We start from the raw sequence: 19,944 nt of genomic DNA, 5'->3' as shown, positions 1-19,944 counted from the left end.
TGAGAGCGTGTCGACCCTCAGCGATCTCGTCTACGCCCAAGGCCGCTCGAGTGCGGAGGACGTGGAATGGCTCCACCGTCTCGCGGGCGACGGCCAGCTCCTCGCCGATCTGGCTTTCGCCGACATCGTGCTGTGGGTGCCGACATCCGACGACTCGTTCGTGGCCGTGGCGCACACACGCCCCAGCGGCGCCGCCACGCTCTTCTATCGCGACATCGTGGGTGACCGCGTGCGTCCGCAGTGGCGCACGCAGGTGCGCGACGCGTTCGCGACGGGTCGCATCGTCGACTCCGCCTCGCCGGACTGGTTCGAGGAGACCCCGACCCGCGTGCGCGCCGTGCCCGTCGTGCGGGTGGGCTCCGGCGACGACCGGCAGACCATCGGCGTGCTGACCCGCCACACCAACCTGGGCGAGGCGCGCACTCCGTCGCGGCAGCAGATCACGTTCAACGACTGCGCCGACGAGCTGTTCGGCATGGTGGCCACCGGCGACTTCCCCGACATGTCCGCGCCGACCTCGCCCCGCCGCGGCGCTCCGCGTGCCTCCGACGGCCTCGTGCGCCTCGACGTCGACGGCATCACGACATTCGCGAGCCCCAACGCGCTGTCGGCCTTCAACCGGCTCGGCTTCGACGACGAGCTCGAGGGAGAGTCGCTGGTGGAGGTCGTCACGCGCATCCTGCCGGACAAGCGCCAGTTCGACGAGTCGCTGCCTGTCGTGGTGACAGGCCGCGCGCCGTGGCGATCGGACATCGAGTCGCGCGGGGTGACGGTGTCGCTGCGCACCATCCCGCTCCGCGACAACGGCAAGCGCATCGGCGCGATCGTGCTCTGCCGCGACGTCACCGAGATCCGCCATCAGGAGCAGGAGCTCATCACCAAGGATGCGACGATCCGCGAGATCCACCACCGCGTCAAGAACAACCTCCAGACCGTCGCCTCGCTCCTGCGCATCCAGGCGCGCCGCTCCCACAGCGAAGAGGCACGCGAGGCGCTGACCCAGGCCATGCGCCGCGTCTCGGCGATCGCGGTGGTGCACGACACCCTCTCCGAGGGGCTCGCGCAGAACGTCGACTTCGACGAGGTGTTCGACCGCGTGCTCAAACTCGTCGCCGAGGTCGCCGCGGCGCCCAACACCCGCGCGAAGACTCACTCGACCGGCCGCTTCGGTACGCTACCGAGCGAGTATGCGACGCCGCTCGCGCTCGCCCTCACCGAGCTCGTCACCAATGCCGTCGAGCACGGGCTCGCCGGCCAGGAGGGCGACGTCGAGATCATCGCCGAGCGCACCGACGAGCGCCTCGAGGTGCGCGTGCGCGACACCGGCTCCGGACTGCCCGAGGGTCAGGTCGGTCGTGGGCTCGGCACGCAGATCGTCCGCACGCTCATCCAGGGCGAGCTCGGCGGCACGATCGACTGGCACACCATCATGGGCAGCGGCACCGAGGTCACGATCGACATCCCGCTGCGCTACATCGAACGCGCGCGCGACTGAGTCGCGGGAGGCCGCCGACGGCTTCGGGATGCCTCGGCCGAGGCATCCGCTGAATCCATCCGGCTCGCGCGCGACGTCGCTCGGGTCCCGGGCTGCGCACAGGTCTGGTCCTCTTGCCGAGAACAGGTGTTCCGGCGTGTACAGGCTGTTTCCCGGAGGATCGTCCTGCGTGCGCCAGACCACCTGTTCTCGGCAAACGGAATGTCGGCTCGGGGCGCGAGAAGCGGGGCCGCGGCGGCGTCAGGAAGCGCGGCGGGCGCGAGCGGCGCGGCGCTTGAGGGCGCGACGCTCGTCTTCGGAGAGACCGCCCCACACGCCCGAGTCCTGGCCGGTCTCAAGGGCGTACTGCAGGCAGATCTCGGTCACGGTGCAGCGGGCACACACCGACTTGGCCTTCTCGATCTGGTCGACGGCCGGCCCGGTGTTCCCCACGGGGAAGAACAGCTCGGGGTCGACAGTCAGGCAGGCGGCCTTATCGCGCCAGTCCATGGTGGTGCTCCTTGATACGAGAGGGTTCTGAGAGTGAGGACACCGAATTCGGGTCCGGTACCCTGTGGGGTGTGCGAGCGACTCGCTCGCCCCACGTCGCTGTGGGAGCACACGGCTTCACCAATCGTCCCATAGGGGTTTACCTGAATCAAGGGATGAGCGTCAGGATTCTGTGCAAGTTGCTGAGTATTCCCTTTGCGACATAGAGGGTTCGCACAATCTGCGGCCCGGTCACCGGAAAGAACGTCAGGTATGCGAACAAACACGATCGGACGCGTCGCCGCTCTCCTCGTCGGCCTCGAGGGACTCGGGCTGGTGGCGCTGACGGTGTGGCAGGTCATCGCCGTCTTCGCGGGCGACACTGCGGTGATCGACACCGCTCTCGCACTGCTGGTTCTGACCGCGGTCGGCGCGGCGATCGTGATCGCGTTCGCGGTCGCGAGCTGGCGGGATCAGTCGTGGGGCCGCTCGGGCGCGATCGTCCTGCAGCTGCTGATCCTGGCGGTCGCCCTCGGTGCGGCCACGGGGTCGTACGCCGAGCCCATCGTCGCGCTGTGGCTGGCTGTGCCCGCGGTCCTCGTGCTCGTGCTGGTCGTCCTCGCCGTACGCGATGCCGGCCGCCGAGCTCGCGCCGAGGCGTCGGAAGGCGAGCCCACCTGACCGCGGTCGGAAGGCGAGCCCACCTGACCGCGGGCCGCTGACCTCACCCTGCCGCGCGCGGACGCGGGGCTCAGGCCGCGTCGAGTCCGACGAGCTTGCGGACTCGAGCGACGTGGCCCGTCGCCTTGACGTTGTAGAGCGCGTGCTCGATGCGTCCGTCGGCGCCGATGATGAAGGTCGAGCGCAGCACGCCGGTGATCTTCTTGCCGTAGTTCAGCTTCTCGCCCCACGCGCCGTACGCCTCGTGCACCGCGTGGTCGGGGTCGCTCAGCAGGTCGAACGTGAGGGCGTCGCGCTCACGGAAGCGGCGAAGCTTCTCGGGTGCGTCGCGCGAGATGCCGAGCACCGTATATCCGGCGGCCTGCAGCGGGGCGAGGCTGTCGCGGAAGTCGCACGCCTCGGTCGTGCAGCCGGGGGTCATCGCCTCCGGGTAGAAGAAGAGCACCACGCCCCGGCCCCGCAGCGACGCGAGCGACACGGAGCGGTCGTTCTGGTCGACGAGAGTGAAGTCGGGTGCGGGGGAGCCGGGTTCGAGGCGCGTGGTCACGCCTCCAGCCTAGGCGCCGTCGCGCTGGGCGGTGGCGTCACGCTTGGCGAACGTCTCGAGCAGCCGCTGCAGCGAGTCCAGCCGCGCCTCGCCCCCAGGCCCGAGACGTCCGTCGGCGACCGCCTCGACGATCGCGCAGTCCGGCGCGTCGGTCAGGTGCGTGCACCCGCGTGGGCACTCCTCGGCGATCTCGGCCAGATCCGTGAAGGCCCGCAGGATGTTGGCAGGGTCGACGTGTCCGAGGCCGAACGAGCGCACGCCGGGGGTGTCGATGACCCATCCATTGCCGCCGTCGCCGCGGTAGCGCAGCGACACGGTCGAACTCGACGTGTGGCGGCCGCGGCCGGTCACCTCGTTCACGTGCCCGGTCGCGCGCCGGGCCTCGGGCACGAGCGCGTTGACCAGAGTGGACTTCCCCACCCCGGAGTGGCCGACGAACACGGTGGAGTGCCCGATGAGCGCGGCGCCGATGCGGTCGAGCGGCATGCCGGCCGCCGGATCGTCTTCGGTGCCGAGGGCGCTCGTGAACACCTCGAGGTCGAGCCCCTCGAAGTGCGCGAGGAACTCGGTCGGGTCGGCGAGATCTGTCTTCGTGACGACGAGGAGGGGACGGATGCCGGCATCCAGCGCCGCGACGAGGTAGCGGTCTACGAGCCTGGCGCGCGGCTCCGGATCGGCGGCGGCGACGACGACGAGCATCTGGTCGGCGTTGGCGACGATGACCCGCTCGACCTGGTCGGTGTCGTCGGCGCTGCGTCGCAGCAGCGACGTGCGGTCCTCGATGCCGACGATGCGTGAGAGTGTGCCCTGGTCGCCCGTCGTATCGCCCACGACCCGCGCACGGTCGCCGGTCACGATCGGGGTCTTGCGCAGTTCGCGCGCCCGCACCGCCGAGATCGCGCGCTCGCCGGGGCCGTCCTCGTCGATGAGGACGGTGTACCGACCGCGGTCCACGCCGAGCACGCGCGCGATGCGGGCGTCGGAGTGGGCAGGGCGGCGCTTCGTGCGGGGCCGGTTCGCCTTCGGGTTGGGCCGGACGCGCACGTCGGTCTCGTCGAACTCGGGTTCGTCGTCCTCGTCGGAATCGTCGAGCCAGCTCACGATGCCCGCATCGCCTCCGCGTGATGGCCGGCGGCCGAGCCGTCGTCGTCGAGCATGGCCTGCCAGAGCTCGGGGAACTCGGGCATCGTCTTGGCGGTCGTCCCGATGTCGTCGACCTCGACGCCCGGCACGACGAGACCGATCAGCGCACCTGTCGTCGCCATGCGGTGGTCGTGGTGCGCGTGCCACGCGCCGCCGTGCAGCGGCCGGGGAACGATGCGGATGCCGTCGGGAAGCTCGTCGGCCTCGCCGCCGAGACCGCGCAGCTCGCCGACGAGCGCCGCGATGCGGTCGGTCTCGTGGCCGCGGATGTGCCCGATGCCGTGCAGCGTCGACGGCGTCTCGGCGAACGCGGCCAGCGCGAAGATCGTGGGCGTGAGCTCGCCCGCCGCCGACAGATCGAGGTCGACACCCTGGATGCCGGCCGCCCCTGCCGTCACCGTGAGCGCCCCGCCACGGCGCTGAACGCGCGCGCCCATGAGGGACAGGATGTCGGTGAGCATCGCGCCGGGCTGCGTCGAGTGCGCCGGCCAGCCGGTGACGGAGACCGAGCCGCCGGCCACCATCGCGGCGGCGAGGAACGGGGCGGCGTTGGAGAGGTCGGGTTCGATCGCCACGTCCTTGCCGCGGACGGGCCCGGCGGGGACGATCCATTCGCCCTGCGCAGGCCGCTCGACGTGTACGCCGCGGTGCGCGAGGGCTTCGACCGTCATGTCGATGTGCGGGATGCTGGGCAGCCGGGCGCCCGAGTGATGAAGATGCAGGCCGACGTCGAAGCGGGGCGCGGCGAGCAGCAGACCGGAGACGAACTGGCTGGACGCGCTCGCGTCGATCGTCACCTCGCCGCCGCGCGTGTGGCCGTGGCCGCGGACGATGAAGGGGAGCGCCCACCGGCCGCCGTCGTCGATGTCGACGCCGACGTCGCGCAGTGCGGTGATCATCGCGCCCATGGGGCGGTGCAGCGCGCTCTCGTGGGCGGTGATCGTGACGTCGCCGCGGGCGAAACCGCCGAGGCCCGCCACGAATCGCATGACGGTGCCCGCCTGCCCGCAGTCGACGACGGTGTCGCCGCGCAGGGGCCAGACCGGCGTGACGATGATGTCGTCGCCGAAGCGGCCGGCGCCCGGCTCGAGGGTGATGCCGACTCCGAGAGCCTTCAGCGCTTCGATCATGCGCGCCGAGTCGTCGGAGTGCAGCGGCGAGATGAGGCGGCTCGGACCGTCGGCCAGTGCGGCGAGGATGAGCTCGCGGTTCGTGAGGGATTTCGACCCCGGGACCGTCACCGTGGCGTGCAGCGGACCCGCCGCCACAGGCGCGCACCAGGGGCCGCGCCCACCGGACGCGGCGGAAGGGGAATAGCCGCTGCCTGTCATCGGGTTCTACCCTACTGAACCCCGTCCCCACGGCCGGGAAAGACGTCACGGAAGCGGAGTCGGATGATCGCCACCCTGGAGCGCCTCGATACCGAGGCATCTCTGCCCGACCCCTCGGAGGACACGAGGTCCGTCGCCGTAGACTGGCGCGTGATGAGCGAGCCGATCGAGCAGGAGCAGGACGCGCGCGGACAGTTCGAAGAGCAGGCGCTGCCCTTCATGGACCAGCTGTACGCAGCCGCGATGCGCATGACGCGCAACCCGGCGGACGCGGCCGACCTCGTGCAGGAGACCTTCGTCAAGGCATTCGCCTCGTGGAAGACCTTCACGCAGGGGACCAACCTGAAGGCGTGGCTCTACCGCATCCTGACGAACACGTACATCAACACGTACCGCAAGAAGCAGCGCGAGCCCTACCAGGGCACGATCGACGACCTGGAGGACTGGCAGCTCGGCGGCGCCGAGTCGACCACGGCGACGAGCACCCGCTCGGCCGAAGCGGAGGCGATCGACCACATGCCCGCGTCAGTCGTCAAAGACGCGCTGCAATCCATCCCGGAGGACTTCCGGCTGGCGGTGTACCTCGCTGACGTCGAGGGCTTCGCCTACCAGGAGATCGCCGACATCATGAAGACCCCGATCGGCACAGTCATGAGCCGTCTGCACCGTGGCAGGCGGATGCTGCGTGAGCTGCTGGCCGACTACGCAAATGAGCGCGGCATCGATACTGCCGCCACGAGGAGCAAGAAATGACGGACTGCGGCTGCGAGAAGGCGCGGCGCGATCTGGAGGAGTACCTGCGCAACGAGGTGTGCAAGACGAGGCACACCGACATCGCGGAGCACCTCGAGAACTGCACCGAATGCCGTGACGAGGCACTCGTCGCCACCACCCTCACCGAGGTTGTGGCGCGCGCGTGCAAGGAGACCGCTCCCGAGGAGCTCCGAGACCAGGTCCTGGCCAAGCTCCGGGCCGTCCAGGCCACGCACTGACACGCCGAGCGGGCGCGCCGGCAGGACGTCAGCCGGCACCCGACTGCGCGGGGGGCGCGAAAACGGTGAGCGCCCGGGCCGCCACGTCGATCGTGAGCGGCAGCGCGCCGATCGGATCGCCGTCGGCGTAGGCGGTGACCCCCGGCGCTGACAGACGCGCCGACCGCACACGGCGCATCGTCACCTCGGGGATCGTCGCATGCGTGCCCGCGTACACGCGCGGCAGCAGTCGCAGCAGCCGCAGCCGCCCGGCGGGCCGCACGAGCACGACATCGAGCAGCCCGTCGGCCGGATCGGCGTCGGGACAGATCGGGATGCCGCCGCCATAGGTGCGGCCGTTTCCCACCGTCGCCATCACGAGGTCGCCGGCGACGTGCTCGCTGGTCCCGTCGGCCAGCTCGAGCTCGACCTCGTACGGGATCCCGGCGAGCGTCGCGAACTCCAGCAGCAGCGCGATGTTGTAGCGCGAGCCGCCGCGAGGCCAGCGCATGGCGTTCGCACGGTCGTTCACCTTCGAGTCGAAGCCGCTCGCCAGGACCGTGCCGAAGTATGCCGACGACCCGTCCTCCCGTGTCACGCGTGCGAGGTCGACCGTGCGCGTCGTCCCGGCGGCGATGGCGTCGGCGGCGGCAGTGACGTCGAGGTCCCGCAGTCCGAGCGCGGTGGCGAAGTCGTTGCCGGTGCCCGAGGGGATGATGCCGAGCGGGATGCCGGTGCCCGCGATCTCCTGGATCGCGAGGTTGACCGTGCCGTCGCCGCCTGCGACCGCCACCGCATCGGTGCCGAGCGAGATCGCGGCGCGCAGCAGCTCGGTGGATTCGGCCGCGCTGCCGCCGCTGATGATCGCCGTCTTCACGCCGTGGGCGCGGAGTCGGTCGGCGGCGTGCACGGCTGCGCCGGTGTGGGCCCCCGCGCGTGCCGCCGGGTTCACCAGCAGGGCGACGCTCACGCGCCGGAGTCCCGGTCGCCGGGAGGGATGAGCGCGCCGGGGTTCATGATGCCCGCGGGATCGACGACGCCCTTCACAGCGCGCAGGACCTCGACCCCGAGGGGGCCGATCTCGGCCTCGAGGTGATCACGGTGGTCGCGACCGACGGCGTGGTGGTGCGTGATGGTGCCTCCTGCGTCCATGATGGCGCGGGACGCGGCATCCTTCGCCCCCTCCCACTGCGCGAGCGGGTCGGCCGTCAGCGCGGCGACGACGGTGAAGTAGAGCGACGCGCCCGCCGGGTAGACGTGCGAGATGTGGCACAGCACGATCGGCTTGGTGCCGGTGCGCGTGAGCGCGTCGACGAGGGAGCTGGTCACCGCGGACTTCAGTGCCGGAAGCCCCGCCCAGGTGGTCGCCGTCTCGAGGGTCTCCGCGAGGATGCCGGAGTCCATCAGGGTGTCGCGCAGGGCCGGTGAGGCGAAGCGGCCGCGCTCCCACGAGCGAGCGGGATCCTCTCCCCGCGACGTGGCCCCGTGAGCAGCGAAGATGCCGTCGAGTGCGGCGCGCACGGTGTGCGCCTCGCCGGCGGTCGCGCCCTCGAAGGTCGCGATGGCGAGGCATCCGCGCATCCGCGTGATGTGCCCGCCCATCGCGGCGTTGACGCGTGTCTCGGTCTCGTCGCTCAGACGCAGGACAGTGGGACGGATGCCGCGCTGCGTGGCCTCCCGGAAGGCCGCCGCCCCGGACGCGAAGTCGGGGAAGCTCCAGGCGCCGTACTCGATCGCCGCCGGGATCGGGCGGATGCGCACGGTGACCTCGGTGAGCACGCCGAGCGCACCCTCCGACCCGAGGAACAGCTGCCGCAGGTCGGGACCCGCGGCGCTCGCCGGTGCCCGGCCCAGGCGGAGGTCGCCTGCGGGTGTCGCGACGCGCAGCCCGTGGACGAGGTCGTCGAATCGGCCGTAGCCGCGTGACGCCTGGCCGCTGGAGCGCGTGGCCGCGTACCCGCCGAGCGACGCGAACTCGAAGCTCTGCGGGAAGTGCCCGAGGGTGAGGCCGCGCGGGCGCAGCAGCTCCTCGGCCTGGGGGCCCGTTGTGCCGGCGCCGAAGGTCGCGAGCAGCGAGGTCTCGTCGAGATCGAGGAGTGCCGCGGTGCGGACGAGATCGAGTGCGACCACGGCGCGATGGGTGCCCGCGTCGGGGTCGACGCCCCCGACGACCGACGTGCCGCCGCCGAAGGGCACGACGGCGAGACCGAGTCGCGCGCATGCCGCGAGCACTGCGGCGACCTCGGCGTGGTCGGCGGGAGAGACGACCGCGTCGGGTGCGTTCTGCGGCTCGTCCAGCCGCCGACGCAGGAGGTCGGGCGTGCTCTTGCCGCCGAGATGCCAGGTGCGCACGGCATCATCCCGCGTGGCGTGGTCGCCGCCCACCACGTCCGCCAGAGCTGCGACGTCGGCGTCGCTCAGCCGTGACGGCGTGAGCACCGGGCGATCGCGTCGGGGGACGGGATGCGCCCTGCCCGGCAGGAGCGTCGCCATGATCGCCTTCGCGCCGGCCGGGAGCCGCGCGGGCTGAGCACCCCACGCGTCCCACGCCGATCGCGGGCGCGGCTCGGGGACCGCCAGGGGACGAAGGGGGGAACCCGGAGACGCCGACGCGGTCATGGCGACAGTATGACACATTATGTATGGTTGTCACATGGCCGGCGCAGCGAACGAGACCGAGACGGCGATCCTCGACGCCGCACTGGCAGAGGTGCTCGCGCACGGCATCCGCCGCACGACCGCCTCCGACATCGCGCGGCGCTGCGGCATCGCACGGCAGACCCTGTACCGGTACTGGCCCGACGCGCAAGCCATCTTCGCCGCGCTCGTGACGCGTGAGCTCGTCGCCGCCCTTCCGACGGATGCCGCCCCTCCCGCCGATCTCGCCGGGATGGTGGACCTGCTCGTCGAGACCGCCGACCGCATCCGGCGCATGCCGCTGGTCGACCGCCTGCGCGACACCGACCCCGAGCTGTTCGCGCGCTACATCCTGGACCGCTTGGGCACGAGCCAGCGGGCGATGCACGCCGAGATCGCCCGGCGGATCGCGGCGGGGCAGACGACCGGCGCCGTGCGCGGCGGCGATCCCGTCCGTCTCGCGGCGATGGTCCTGCTGATCACCCAGTCGGCCGTGCAGTCCGCGCCGCTGGTCGCGGAGTGGCTTCCCGCCGACGCCTGGCACGCCGAACTCGGCGCCGCGCTCCGCGGCTACCTCGCTCCGGGGCCGCGCTGATGCCGCGCATCGTCGGCCGCACCCCGCACCCGTCGGCGCTGAACGCCCGCCGGAGGACCCGCGAACTCGACGCGCTCGCCGCCGACCCGGTCGTCGATGTCCTCGTGATCGGCGGAGGCGCCACGGGCGCCGGAATCGCGTTGGATGCCGCGGCCCGCGGTCTGCGGACGGTGCTCGTCGAGCGCCACGACCTCGCTCACGGCACGAGCCGCTGGAGCTCCAAGCTCATCCATGGCGGCCTGCGCTACCTCGCCACGGGGCAGTTCGGCATCGCGCACGAGAGCGCCGCCGAGCGCCACCTGCTGATGACGCGCCTCGCGCCGCACCTCACGCGCCCGCTGGCGCAGATCGTCCCGCTGTACGCTCCCGGACACCTCACACGCGGGGCGTTCGTCGGCGCCGGCTACGGCCTCGGCGACGGCCTGCGGCGCTTCGTCGGCACACCCGCCGCCGTGCTCGCGTCGCCGAGCCTGATCGGCCCCGCGGAGACGCTGCGGCGCGCACCCGCGGTGCGCCCGGACGACCTGCGGGGAGGCGTGCGCGGGTGGGACGGGCAGCTCCTCGACGACGCGCGCCTGGTGGTCGCGATCGCCCGGACGGCGGCGGGCTACGGGGCATCCGTCTTCACTCGTGTCGAAGCGGTGTCCGCCGACGGCGACGGCGCCGTCGTGCGTGACGTGGTCACCGGGTCCGAGCTCACGGTGCGCGCTCGCGCCGTCGTGAGCGCGACGGGCGTGTGGGCGGGCGAGCTCGACCCCAGCGTGCGGCTGCGCCCGAGCAGGGGGACGCACCTCGTGGTCCCGTCGGAACGGTTCGGCGGAGCAGACGTCTCGCTCACGGTGCCGGTGCCGGGCTCGTCGAGCCGGTTCGTCTTCACGCTGCCCGCGCCGCACGGACGCACGTACATCGGCCTGACCGACGTTCCCGCCGGCGGTGCGCTGCCGGACGAACCGCAGGCGACCGACGCCGAGATCGACATGCTGCTCGCCACCGTCAACACGGTGCTGGCCAGCCCGCTCGGGCGCGACGACGTCATCGCGACCTTCGCGGGACTGCGACCGCTGCTCGCCGGGGACGCGACCGGGCGCGGTGATGCCCCGGGCGCCGACGACAGCGGGGACGACGGCGGGGAGACGAGCGACCTCTCGCGTCGCCACGCCATCCTCGAGGGGCCGTCGGGGGTGCTGAGCGTCGTCGGCGGCAAGCTCACGACCTACCGGCACATGGCCGAGGACGCCGTCGACGCCGTCGTCGCCCGGCGATTCGCGAGCGCCGCCCTGACCGGATCGACGACGCGGCGGATCCCGCTCGTCGGAGCGTGGCCCCGCGAGCGGCTGGCAGAGGTCACCGCGCCGGCACGACTCGTCCGCCGGTACGGCGCCGAGGCCCCGTTCGCCGCCACGCTGCCCGACGGAGCCGCCGCCGCGTGCGGGGTCACCGCCCAGGAGCTGCAGTGGGGCGTGGCCGTCGAGGGTGCGCTCGCCATCGACGATCTGCTCGACCGCCGCACCCGGCTGGGACTGGTCGCGACAGATCGGATGCGATCGACGGATGCCGCGGCCGCCGCCTTCGAACGCGCCGGCGTCGACCCGATCTGACGTTGGCAGGAATCCGCAGAACGACGTCCGATGCCCGCGAGCGCCGTGCCGGCGATCGGCGCAAGACTGGACGGATGACCTCGCCTTCCGCCGCTGTGCGCCCGCACGGCACCCTCGGCGTCGTGCAGGGCACCGCCCTCTACATCGCATCGGTGCTCGGCACCGGCCTGCTCGTGCTGCCCGGACTCGCCGCCGAGGCGGCCGGCCCTGCGAGCATCGTGGCCGTGCTCGCCGTGATCGGGCTCTCGATCCCGCTCGCCGGCACGTTCGCCGTTATCGCCGCGCGGTATCCCGACCCCGGCGGCGTCGCGAGCTATGTGCGTCGAGCCCTCGGCGGTACCGCGGCGCGGATGACGGGCTACTGGTTCATGTTCGGCGTGTGCGCGGGCGCACCGGTCGTCGCCGTGCTCGGCGGTGAGTACGTCGTCGCCGTGGCCGGGATCGACCGGGCGATGGTGCCCGTGATCGCCGGCGCCATCCTCGTGCCGCCGTTCGCCGCAAACGCCTTCGGTGTGCGCGTCGCCGGGTGGGTGCAGTTCGTGCTGACGGCGTTGCTGCTCGCCGTGGTGGTCGGCGTCGTCTCTCTCGCCGCCCCGGCCGTCGAGCCGCAGAACTTCGAGCTGTTCCTGCCGAACGGCTGGGCGGGAGTGGGCACCGCGATCAGCCTGTTCGTGTGGGCGTTCGCCGGGTGGGAGGTCGGCACGCACATCTCCGGTGAGTTCCGCAATCCGCGCCGCGCGATCCCGATCGGCACGGCGATCGCCCTCGTCGTGACCGGCCTCTGCTACCTCGTGCTGCAGATCGTGACGGTCGGCGCGCTCGGCGTGGCCGCAGGCGACGGCGCTGTTCCCCTCCTCGAGCTCGCCCGGCTGGGCTCGCCGGGTCTCGGCGCCGCGGCCGTGGGCATCATCGCCGGGATCGTGGCCCTCGGCGTCATGAACGCCTACCTCGCGGCATTCGCGAAGCTCGCGGCATCCCTCGCCGTCAACCGCGACCTGCCCCGCTGGTTCTCGGCCGGAGCCGAGGCCGGGGGAGTTCCGCGCCGGGCGCTCGCGCTCATCGGCGCAGTGGTGCTCGTCTACTTCTCGCTCATGCTGCTGTCCGGGCTCGAGCTGACCCCGTTCATCCTCGTGCACACGAGCAGCATGGTCGCGATCTACGCGGTCGGCATGGTCGCCGCGGTGCGGCTGCTGCGCCGGGGCACCGCCGGATGGTGGATGGCGGTGATCGCGGCGGTGCTGTGCGCGGGCATGCTCGTGCTCGCGATCGGCTCGCTGCTTCCGGCCGTCGTGCTCGCGTTCGCCGCCGTGATCGTCACCGTGGTGCGGCGTCTTCGTCGTGCACGGCCCGCGCACGCGCAGGACGCCGGTGCCGGGGTGAGGACGGCACCGCACGCCCTGGTGGGCGCCGGACGCACGTCGGCCCTGGAAGCGCGCGCTCCCAGGGCCGACGTGACCGGCGCGGACTGACTAGAGGGTCAGCGCCTCCTTCATGATCTCGGCCTGCTCGGCGGCGTGGACCTTCGGCGAACCCGTCGCCGTCGACGCGGCGGCGGCACGCGAGACGCGGCGGATCGTGCGGCCGTGGAGGTGCTTGCTCACCTCGAGGGCCATGAACGGCCAGGCGCCCTGGTTCTCGGGCTCGTCCTGCACCCACACCAGCTCGGCGCCGGGGTACTGCTCGATGACCGCGTTCAGGGCCTCGGCCGGCGTCGGGTAGAACTGCTCGAGGCGCACCAGGGCGATCTCGGGGTTGGGGTTCTTATCGAGCTCGGCCCGCAGATCCCAGTGGATCTTTCCGGAGTGCAGCAGCACGCGCTTGACGGCGGACTTGTCTATGCCGCGGTTGTCATCGAGCACCGGCTCGAAACGACCCGTCAGGAAGTCCTCGACCGGGCTCGTCGCGCCACGCAGTCGCAGCATCGCCTTCGGCGTGAACACGATGAGCGGGCGGCGCGGACGGGCGTAGGCCTGGCGGCGGAGCAGGTGGAAGTACGACGCGGGCGTCGACGGACGGGCGACCGTCATGTTGTCCTGGGCGCACATCTGCAGGTAGCGCTCGATGCGAGCCGACGAGTGGTCCGGCCCCTGGCCCTCGTAGCCGTGGGGCAGGAGCAGGGCGACGCTGGACTGCTGTCCCCACTTCTGCTCGGCCGACGAGATGAATTCGTCGATGACCGACTGCGCGCCGTTGGCGAAGTCGCCGAACTGCGCCTCCCACAGCACGAGCGAGTCGGCCCGCTCGACCGAGTAGCCGTACTCGAACGCCATCGCGGCGTACTCGCTCAGCAGCGAGTCGTACACCCAGAAGCGGCCCTGGTCGTCGGCCAGATTGGCGAGCGGGATCCACTCCTGCCCGTTGGCGCGGTCGTGGAGCACCGAGTGGCGCTGCACGAACGTGCCGCGGCGGGCGTCCTGGCCGGCCAGCCGGACGTTCGTCTTCTCGAGCAGCAGCGAGCCGAAGGCGAGCAGCTCGCCGAAGCCCCAGTCGATCGAGCCGTTCCGGCTCATGTCGAGGCGCTTGTCGAGCAGCTGCTGGAGCTTGGTGTGGACCGTGAAGCCCTCGGGCTTGTTGACGAAGGCGTCGCCGATGAGGTTGACGACCTCGCGCGAGACGCCGGTGGTCTCGGGCTCGCCCGCGGCGGGGCCTTCGTCTGCGGCATCCACGTCGATCACCGTCGAGGAGCCGGTCTCGGCGGCGTGCGTCTCGGCGAACGCGACCTCGAGACGGCCCTGGAAGTCCTGCTTGGCCTTCTCGTACTCCTCCTCGGTGATGTCACCGCGACCGACCAAGGCCTCGGTGTACAGGCGGCGGACGGAGCGCTTCGCCTCGATGAGGTTCGTCATGAGGGGCTGCGTCATCGACGGGTCGTCGCCCTCGTTGTGGCCGCGGCGACGGTAGCAGACCAGGTCGATGACGGCGTCGCGGTGGAAGCGCTCGCGGTAGGCGAACGCGAGCTGCGACACGCGCGTGACGGCCTCGGGGTCGTCGCCGTTCACGTGGAAGATCGGCGCCTGGATCGACTTGGCGACGTCGGTGGCGTACACCGACGTGCGGGCGTCGATCGGGGTGGTCGTGAAGCCGACCTGGTTGTTCACCACGACGTGCACCGTGCCGCCGGTGCGGTAGCCGCGCAGCTGCGACATCTGCAGCGTCTCGACGACCACGCCCTGGCCCGCGAACGCGGCGTCGCCGTGCACGAGGATCGGCAGCCACGAGAAGGTGCCGATGGGCTTGCGGTCCTGCTTCGCGCGGACGATCCCCTCGAGCACGCCGTCGACCGTCTCGAGGTGCGAGGGGTTCGCCGCCAGGTAGACGGGAAGCTGCGCGCCGCTGTCGGCGACGAAGGTGCCCTCGGTGCCGAGGTGGTACTTCACGTCGCCCGAGCCGCTCTTCGAGCCGATCGCGACCGAGCCCTCGAACTCGCGGAACACCTGACCGTAGGTCTTGCCGGCGATGTTGGTGAGCACGTTGAGACGGCCGCGGTGGGCCATGCCGATCGCGGCGCCGTCCAGGCCCGCCTCGGCCGCTCCCTGCAGGATCTCGTCGAGCATCGGGATGAGCGACTCGCCGCCCTCGAGGCTGAAGCGCTTCTGCCCGACGTACTTCGTCTGCAGGAAGGTCTCGAACGCCTCGGCCTGGTTGAGCTTGTCGAGGATGCGAAGCTGCTCGGCGTGGCCGGGCTTCTGGTACTTGACCTCGACGTTGTCCTGGAACCACTTGCGCTGCTCGGGGTCCTGGATGTGCATGTACTCGATGCCGATCGTGCGGCAGTACGAGTCGCGCAGCACGCCGAGGATGTCGCGCAGCTTCATCTGGCGCTTGCCGCCGAAGCCGTTCGTGACGAAGACGCGGTCGAGGTCCCAGAAAGTCAGCCCGTGGCTCTCGATCTCGAGGTCGGGGTGGGTGCGCTGGACGTACTCGAGCGGGTCGGTGTCGGCCATCAGGTGGCCGCGCACGCGGAACGCATTGATGAGCTCCTGCACGCGCGCGGTCTTGTCGACGCGCTCAGCGAGGTCGACGTTGATGTCGGCGGCCCAGTGGATCGGGGCGTAGGGAATGCGCAGCGCCGCGAAGATGTCTTCGTAGAAGTTGCGCTGGCCGATGAGCAGCTCGTGCACCTTCTTGAGGAACTCGCCCGAGCCTGCCCCCTGGATGACCCGGTGGTCATAGGTGCTGGTGAGGGTGATCGTCTTGCCGATCGCCATCTCGTTGAGCGTCTTCTCACTCGCGCCCTGGAACTCGGCCGGGTACTCGAGGGCGCCGGCGCCCACGATGCATCCCTGCCCCTTCATGAGGCGCGGCACGGAGTGCACGGTGCCGATGCCGCCGGGGTTGGTGAGCGAGATCGTCGTTCCCTGGAAGTCGGCGGCGGTCAGCTTGTTGTTGCGCGCGCGGGTGACCAGGTCTTCATAGGTGGTGAGGTACTCGCCGAACGAGAGCTGCTCGGCGCGCTTGATGCTCGGCACGAGGAGGGCGCGGGTGCCGTCGGGCTTCGGGAGGTCGATCGCGATGCCGAGGTTCACGTGCGCGGGGGCGACGACGGACGGCTTGCCGTCGACCTCGGCGTAGAACACGTTCTGGCTCGGGAACTCCTTGAGCGCCCGGATGATCGCCCAGCCGATGAGGTGCGTGAAGCTCACCTTGCCGCCGCGGGTGCGCGACATGTGGTTGTTGATCACGATGCGGTTGTCGATCATGAGCTTCGCCGGGACGGTGCGCACGCTCGTCGCGGTGGGCACGGTGAGCGACTCGTCCATGTTGGACGCCAGTGTCTTGGGCATGCCGCGCAGCGGCGTGACCTTGTCTTCTGCACCTTCCGTGACCGCGGACGGCTGCACCTTGGGCGCCTGCGCCGGGATCGGCTGAGGAGCGGCCGGGCGGGCCGTGGTGCGGGCGACGGGCTGGGCGCCGATCACGGGGATGGGTGCCGTGACGGGGCGGGGCTCGCTCGCCTGGGGAGCCGCAGCCGGAGGGTTCGCGCCCTCCGAGACGGGCTGGGTCGGCACGGACGGCGGCGGTGCGGCGCCCTCCTCATCGACGGGGTGGTACGCCTCGAGAACGGGCCACCATGCCTTGTCGACGGAGTTCCGGTCGATCTTGAACTGCTCGTACAGTTCGTCGACGAGCCATTCGTTGGCTCCGAACTCTCCCTCGTTCGAAACTCCGATGCCCGTCGTCTGGCTCGACACGCTCGATCGCCTGCTTTCATCGATGAAGATTGGGAAGCATCCGAGAGTCGCAATGCGCCCTCCCGCACGACTCTTAAGCGTAGCCCAGTCTGGGGCGGCGATATCGGGCGAGTGGGCTCGCAGGCTGAAAGAACGCAGATGATTTGCGGCACAGGAAGTGTCACTACTCTTGGCGCCTATGGAGTTCTACGGCGATCAGCCAGACGTCGACCTGACGTATTCCGATGTGTTCCTCGTCCCGCGGCGGTCGTCGATCACCAGCCGGCTGGACGTGGACCTCTCTCCGGGTGACGGGACGACCGCGACGATCCCGATCGTCTCGGCCAACATGAACTCCGTCACCGGCGCCCGTCTGGCGGCGACGCTCGCGCGCCGCGGCGGACTGGGCGTGCTGCCGCAGGACATGCCCCTGCAGGAGCTCGATGCCGCGATCCGGTGGGTCAAGGCGCAGCCCGTGCCGTGGGACACACCGCTCGTCCTCCCGCCCCACGCGACGGTCGCCGACGCGTTGCGCCTGCTGCCCGCCACCGACGGCCACGGGATCGTCGTGGCGGAGGCGTCGAATGACCCGATCGGCATCGACGACATCCTCGGCGTGGTGCCGGCCGCGCGCCTGGGCACCGCCCTGCCCGACGCGCGCCTCGGCGACCTCACCCGTGGGCGCACGGCATCCGTCGACGCGGTCGACATCGAGAATGCGCGCCACGCCTTCGATGTGATCGTCGCCGCCGATGCCGAGACGGTCTGCGTGCTCGACCACGGCCACCTCGTCGGCACGCTCTCCCGCCGCAGCGCGCTGCGCTCCACGCTCTACACGCCGGCCGTCGACGCGTCCGGCCGCCTCATCGTGGCCGCGGCGATCGGCATCAACGGCGACGTCGCGGCCAAGGCCCAGGCGCTCGCCGGTGCCGGCGTCGACGTGCTGGTGGTCGACACCGCACACGGACATCAGGAAGGGATGCTGCGCGCGCTGCGCGCCGTCGCGGATCTCGACCTCGGCATCCCGATCGCCGCCGGCAACATCGTGTCGGCCGAGGGCGTGCACGACCTCGTCACGTCCGGCGCCGACATCCTCAAGGTCGGCGTGGGCCCGGGCGCCATGTGCACGACGCGCATGATGACCGCCGTCGGCCGGCCGCAGTTCTCGGCCGTGCTCGAGACGGCCGAAGCGGCGCGCGTCATGGGCGCGCACGTCTGGGCCGACGGAGGAGTGCGCTACCCGCGCGACGTCGCCCTCGCGCTGGCCGCGGGCGCGGCATCCGTCATGATCGGCTCGTGGTTCGCGGGCACGATCGAAGCACCCGGCGAGCTGCACACCGACTCGGCCGGCCGCATCTACAAGGAGTCGTGGGGGATGGCCTCGACGAAGGCCGTGCACGAGCGATTCGGGCGGCTCGACCCGTACGAGCTCGCGCGCAAGGAGCTCTTCGCCGAGGGCATCTCGTCGTCGAAGATCTACCTCGACCCGCTGCGTCCGGGCCTCGAGGACCTGCTCGACATGATCACGTCGGGTGTGCGCTCGTCCTTCACGTATGCCGGGGCGTCGACGGTCGCCGAGTTCCACGACCGCGCGCGCGTGGGTCTGCAGTCCGCCGCCGGTTACGACGAGGGCAAGGCGCTCCCCGTCAGCTGGTAGGCCCGCTCGGGCGCTCCGGTCGCGCGACGACCTCGCGCGGTCGTTTCCGGCAACCGCGCCTGTCGCGCGAGCCGCGGGTGCGGGTTTCGGCCGCGCGAACGTGCCCGGCAGCTCCCGGCGGCGCGGGGCAGGGCAGGAGCGGGGGCTCACGGTCGAGGTCGGGAGCTCGGTAGGCCGTCGGCGGTGAGCACATCGTAGACGCGGCGTCCGTGATCGAGATCGGTGGCCTCGAGTCGGGAGAACCCGCGGACCTCGCGGCGGATCTCGTTCTCGCGATTCTTCTCATCGATCACGATGTCTGCCGGGTCACGGTCGTCCCCGAACTCGGGGGAGAGGTACTTGCCGCGCCCGTCGATCTCGAGCCAATGGTCGTGGTCAGGAAAGTAGCGATCGCCGAACACGAGTCGTCCACTCGCGAGGATGCGTCGCTCCTGCGGGCGCGACGGCGGGAATCCGAGCTGCGCCAGCACGACCCGAGCTTGCGTCTCGCGCACGTTGGCGGCGCCGCTCTCGGCTGCCTCGATGACGCGCCGCGCCCGCACATCGCCGCGCCGAGGATCGCCGGAGTCGAGCAGGTCGAGCAGTGCGGTCTTCGTCGCCAGTGGTCCGCCCGCGCGGTCATCCCACAGCGCCTGGTCGACGGCGGTCGACGCACGCAGGAACGGCAGCGTCCGCGCGAGATCGAGCGCCGTCTGAGCGGGCGTCGTGATCCGGTGGACGCCGAAGTCCGCGCACTCCACGCCATCGAGACCGAGGGCGTGACGCCGCACGGCACCTCCGGATCGCCCGCCCGAGGCGCGCTCGGTGCGCACGTCGACCAGTCGCGGCCAGGCTCCGAGCACATCGATGCCGTGCACCGCCGCCGCGGCGAGGTGCGAAACCACGGCGCCGGGGCTCAGCCGACGGCACACTTCGAGTACCCGGACGCGGTGGCGGTCGATCGGGCGGAGCGCGTTCCAGGGGGCCGCGCGCGCGTACGCTCCCGCCGTGACGCGCACCCACTCCCCGGAGCGGACATTCTTGCGCAGACGCCGATCGTCGACGGTGTCGAGCTGGTCGGCACGGCGGAGGACTTCGATGGGCGAGTCGAGCGTGGGCGGCACCCGCCCAGGCTCGCCCGGCGGGATGTTCGATCCGGCCGGCGCGGAGCGATCGGTGGACGGGAACCCGGTTCGCTGATTGTGGAGGAGCGCATGCCGCGGCATCCGCTCGATGCTCGTCTCGCGCATGCGGTCGAAACCGGCATGCGCGGCCGATTCCCACGGGCGCGGCTGCAGGTTTCGACCGCGCGAAACCCATACCCTCGCCAGGGGCGTTTCCGATCGCGCGGGCTGCGGGCATGCTGGACGGGAGCACGGATCGCCACCCATTCCTTCGCCAGGGGCGCCCGATCGGGCGCGGTTGCGCGGGCGCGGGGGCAGAAGCGGAGGAGCGGATGCCGCGGCATCCGCTCCTCCGTCGCCTCGCTCGCGCGGTCGAAACCGGCACGCGCGCCTGTCACGCGAAGCCGCGGGTGCGGGTTTCGGCCGCGCGTGGGTCGCACCCACACCCGCTACAGCCCGGGTGGGGCGCTGACGTAGACTTGTCGGCACAATGGACGACCCTCCTAGTTGCAGACGATCGCCCCACAGACCCTCCTCCCGTTCGATC

General features: G+C 71.4%; 16 protein-coding genes. 8 read left to right on the top strand and 8 right to left on the bottom strand.

What is annotated here, in order from left to right:
- Window positions 1-7 precede the first annotated feature (7 nt).
- Complete coding sequence (locus ACFC1W_RS13570; RefSeq protein WP_375993450.1) at window positions 8-1,495, top strand: sensor histidine kinase; 1,488 nt, start codon at window positions 8-10, stop codon at window positions 1,493-1,495.
- 240 nt (window positions 1,496-1,735) lie between these two features.
- Here the strand turns inward: ACFC1W_RS13570 and ACFC1W_RS13565 are convergent, their stop codons facing one another.
- Entirely contained in the window at window positions 1,736-1,984 is a 249-nt protein-coding gene (locus ACFC1W_RS13565; RefSeq protein WP_018171995.1) for a WhiB family transcriptional regulator, read from the bottom strand.
- Between the two features lie 252 nt (window positions 1,985-2,236).
- Here ACFC1W_RS13565 and ACFC1W_RS13560 point away from each other — a divergent pair, with 252 nt between their 5' ends.
- The gene (locus tag ACFC1W_RS13560) at window positions 2,237-2,644 is read left to right on the top strand and encodes a histidine kinase (protein ID WP_375993447.1); all 408 of its coding nucleotides are present in this window, start codon (window positions 2,237-2,239) and stop codon (window positions 2,642-2,644) included.
- Window positions 2,645-2,714: 70 nt separating this feature from the next.
- On the opposite strand, the gene bcp is transcribed toward ACFC1W_RS13560, so the two are convergent.
- From bcp to aroA, 3 genes are read right to left on the bottom strand one after another with little or no spacing between them, the layout of a single operon-like run.
- A complete protein-coding gene (gene bcp, locus ACFC1W_RS13555) occupies window positions 2,715-3,191 on the bottom strand; it encodes a thioredoxin-dependent thiol peroxidase (RefSeq protein WP_375993444.1) in 477 nt (158 codons plus the stop codon).
- 9 nt (window positions 3,192-3,200) lie between these two features.
- Entirely contained in the window at window positions 3,201-4,292 is a 1,092-nt protein-coding gene (gene rsgA / locus ACFC1W_RS13550) for a ribosome small subunit-dependent GTPase A (RefSeq protein WP_375993441.1), read from the bottom strand.
- Window positions 4,289-5,665 carry a 3-phosphoshikimate 1-carboxyvinyltransferase gene (gene aroA / locus ACFC1W_RS13545; RefSeq protein ID WP_375993439.1) on the bottom strand — a complete coding sequence of 459 codons (1,377 nt, stop codon included), beginning with the start codon at window positions 5,663-5,665 and terminating at the stop codon, window positions 4,289-4,291. Before aroA ends, rsgA begins: the two co-directional genes overlap by 4 nt.
- 153 nt (window positions 5,666-5,818) lie before the next feature.
- Here aroA and ACFC1W_RS13540 point away from each other — a divergent pair, with 153 nt between their 5' ends.
- Both ACFC1W_RS13540 and ACFC1W_RS13535 read left to right on the top strand, forming a co-directional pair.
- Entirely contained in the window at window positions 5,819-6,418 is a 600-nt protein-coding gene (locus tag ACFC1W_RS13540; protein ID WP_375994001.1) for a sigma-70 family RNA polymerase sigma factor, read from the top strand.
- Complete coding sequence (locus tag ACFC1W_RS13535; protein WP_241112306.1) at window positions 6,415-6,657, top strand: alpha-ketoglutarate decarboxylase; 243 nt, start codon at window positions 6,415-6,417, stop codon at window positions 6,655-6,657. The genes ACFC1W_RS13540 and ACFC1W_RS13535 overlap by 4 nt, the downstream gene beginning before the upstream one ends.
- Window positions 6,658-6,685: 28 nt before the next feature.
- Here the strand turns inward: ACFC1W_RS13535 and ACFC1W_RS13530 are convergent, their stop codons facing one another.
- On the bottom strand, window positions 6,686-7,606 hold the full coding sequence (locus tag ACFC1W_RS13530) for a diacylglycerol kinase (protein ID WP_375993437.1): 921 nt from the start codon (window positions 7,604-7,606) through the stop codon (window positions 6,686-6,688).
- Window positions 7,603-9,255 carry an FAD-binding oxidoreductase gene (locus ACFC1W_RS13525; RefSeq protein WP_375993434.1) on the bottom strand — a complete coding sequence of 551 codons (1,653 nt, stop codon included), beginning with the start codon at window positions 9,253-9,255 and terminating at the stop codon, window positions 7,603-7,605. The genes ACFC1W_RS13530 and ACFC1W_RS13525 overlap by 4 nt, the downstream gene beginning before the upstream one ends.
- Before the next feature lie 34 nt (window positions 9,256-9,289).
- Between ACFC1W_RS13525 and ACFC1W_RS13520 the strand changes: the two genes are divergently transcribed.
- From ACFC1W_RS13520 to ACFC1W_RS13510, 3 genes are all read left to right on the top strand, one after another.
- Complete coding sequence (locus tag ACFC1W_RS13520; protein ID WP_375993432.1) at window positions 9,290-9,868, top strand: TetR/AcrR family transcriptional regulator; 579 nt, start codon at window positions 9,290-9,292, stop codon at window positions 9,866-9,868.
- The gene (locus ACFC1W_RS13515) at window positions 9,868-11,466 is read left to right on the top strand and encodes a glycerol-3-phosphate dehydrogenase/oxidase (RefSeq protein ID WP_375993429.1); all 1,599 of its coding nucleotides are present in this window, start codon (window positions 9,868-9,870) and stop codon (window positions 11,464-11,466) included. The genes ACFC1W_RS13520 and ACFC1W_RS13515 overlap by 1 nt, the downstream gene beginning before the upstream one ends.
- 74 nt (window positions 11,467-11,540) lie before the next feature.
- The gene (locus ACFC1W_RS13510; protein ID WP_375993427.1) at window positions 11,541-12,935 is read left to right on the top strand and encodes an APC family permease; all 1,395 of its coding nucleotides are present in this window, start codon (window positions 11,541-11,543) and stop codon (window positions 12,933-12,935) included.
- Here ACFC1W_RS13510 and ACFC1W_RS13505 read toward each other — a convergent pair whose 3' ends face one another.
- Window positions 12,936-16,658 carry a multifunctional oxoglutarate decarboxylase/oxoglutarate dehydrogenase thiamine pyrophosphate-binding subunit/dihydrolipoyllysine-residue succinyltransferase subunit gene (locus ACFC1W_RS13505; RefSeq protein ID WP_375993424.1) on the bottom strand — a complete coding sequence of 1,241 codons (3,723 nt, stop codon included), beginning with the start codon at window positions 16,656-16,658 and terminating at the stop codon, window positions 12,936-12,938.
- A 178-nt stretch (window positions 16,659-16,836) separates the two neighbouring features.
- Here ACFC1W_RS13505 and ACFC1W_RS13500 point away from each other — a divergent pair, with 178 nt between their 5' ends.
- The gene (locus tag ACFC1W_RS13500; protein ID WP_375993421.1) at window positions 16,837-18,294 is read left to right on the top strand and encodes a GuaB1 family IMP dehydrogenase-related protein; all 1,458 of its coding nucleotides are present in this window, start codon (window positions 16,837-16,839) and stop codon (window positions 18,292-18,294) included.
- Window positions 18,295-18,440: 146 nt separating this feature from the next.
- On the opposite strand, the gene ACFC1W_RS13495 is transcribed toward ACFC1W_RS13500, so the two are convergent.
- Window positions 18,441-19,397 carry a hypothetical protein gene (locus ACFC1W_RS13495; RefSeq protein WP_375993418.1) on the bottom strand — a complete coding sequence of 319 codons (957 nt, stop codon included), beginning with the start codon at window positions 19,395-19,397 and terminating at the stop codon, window positions 18,441-18,443.
- Window positions 19,398-19,944: the final 547 nt, after the last annotated feature.

Origin of the sequence: Microbacterium sp. NPDC056003, assembly GCF_042274785.1 — a bacterium.
Lineage (GTDB): Bacteria > Actinomycetota > Actinomycetes > Actinomycetales > Microbacteriaceae > Microbacterium.
The sequence above is the reverse complement of the archived record's forward strand: the minus strand, read 5'-3'. Positions and strand labels throughout refer to the sequence as shown.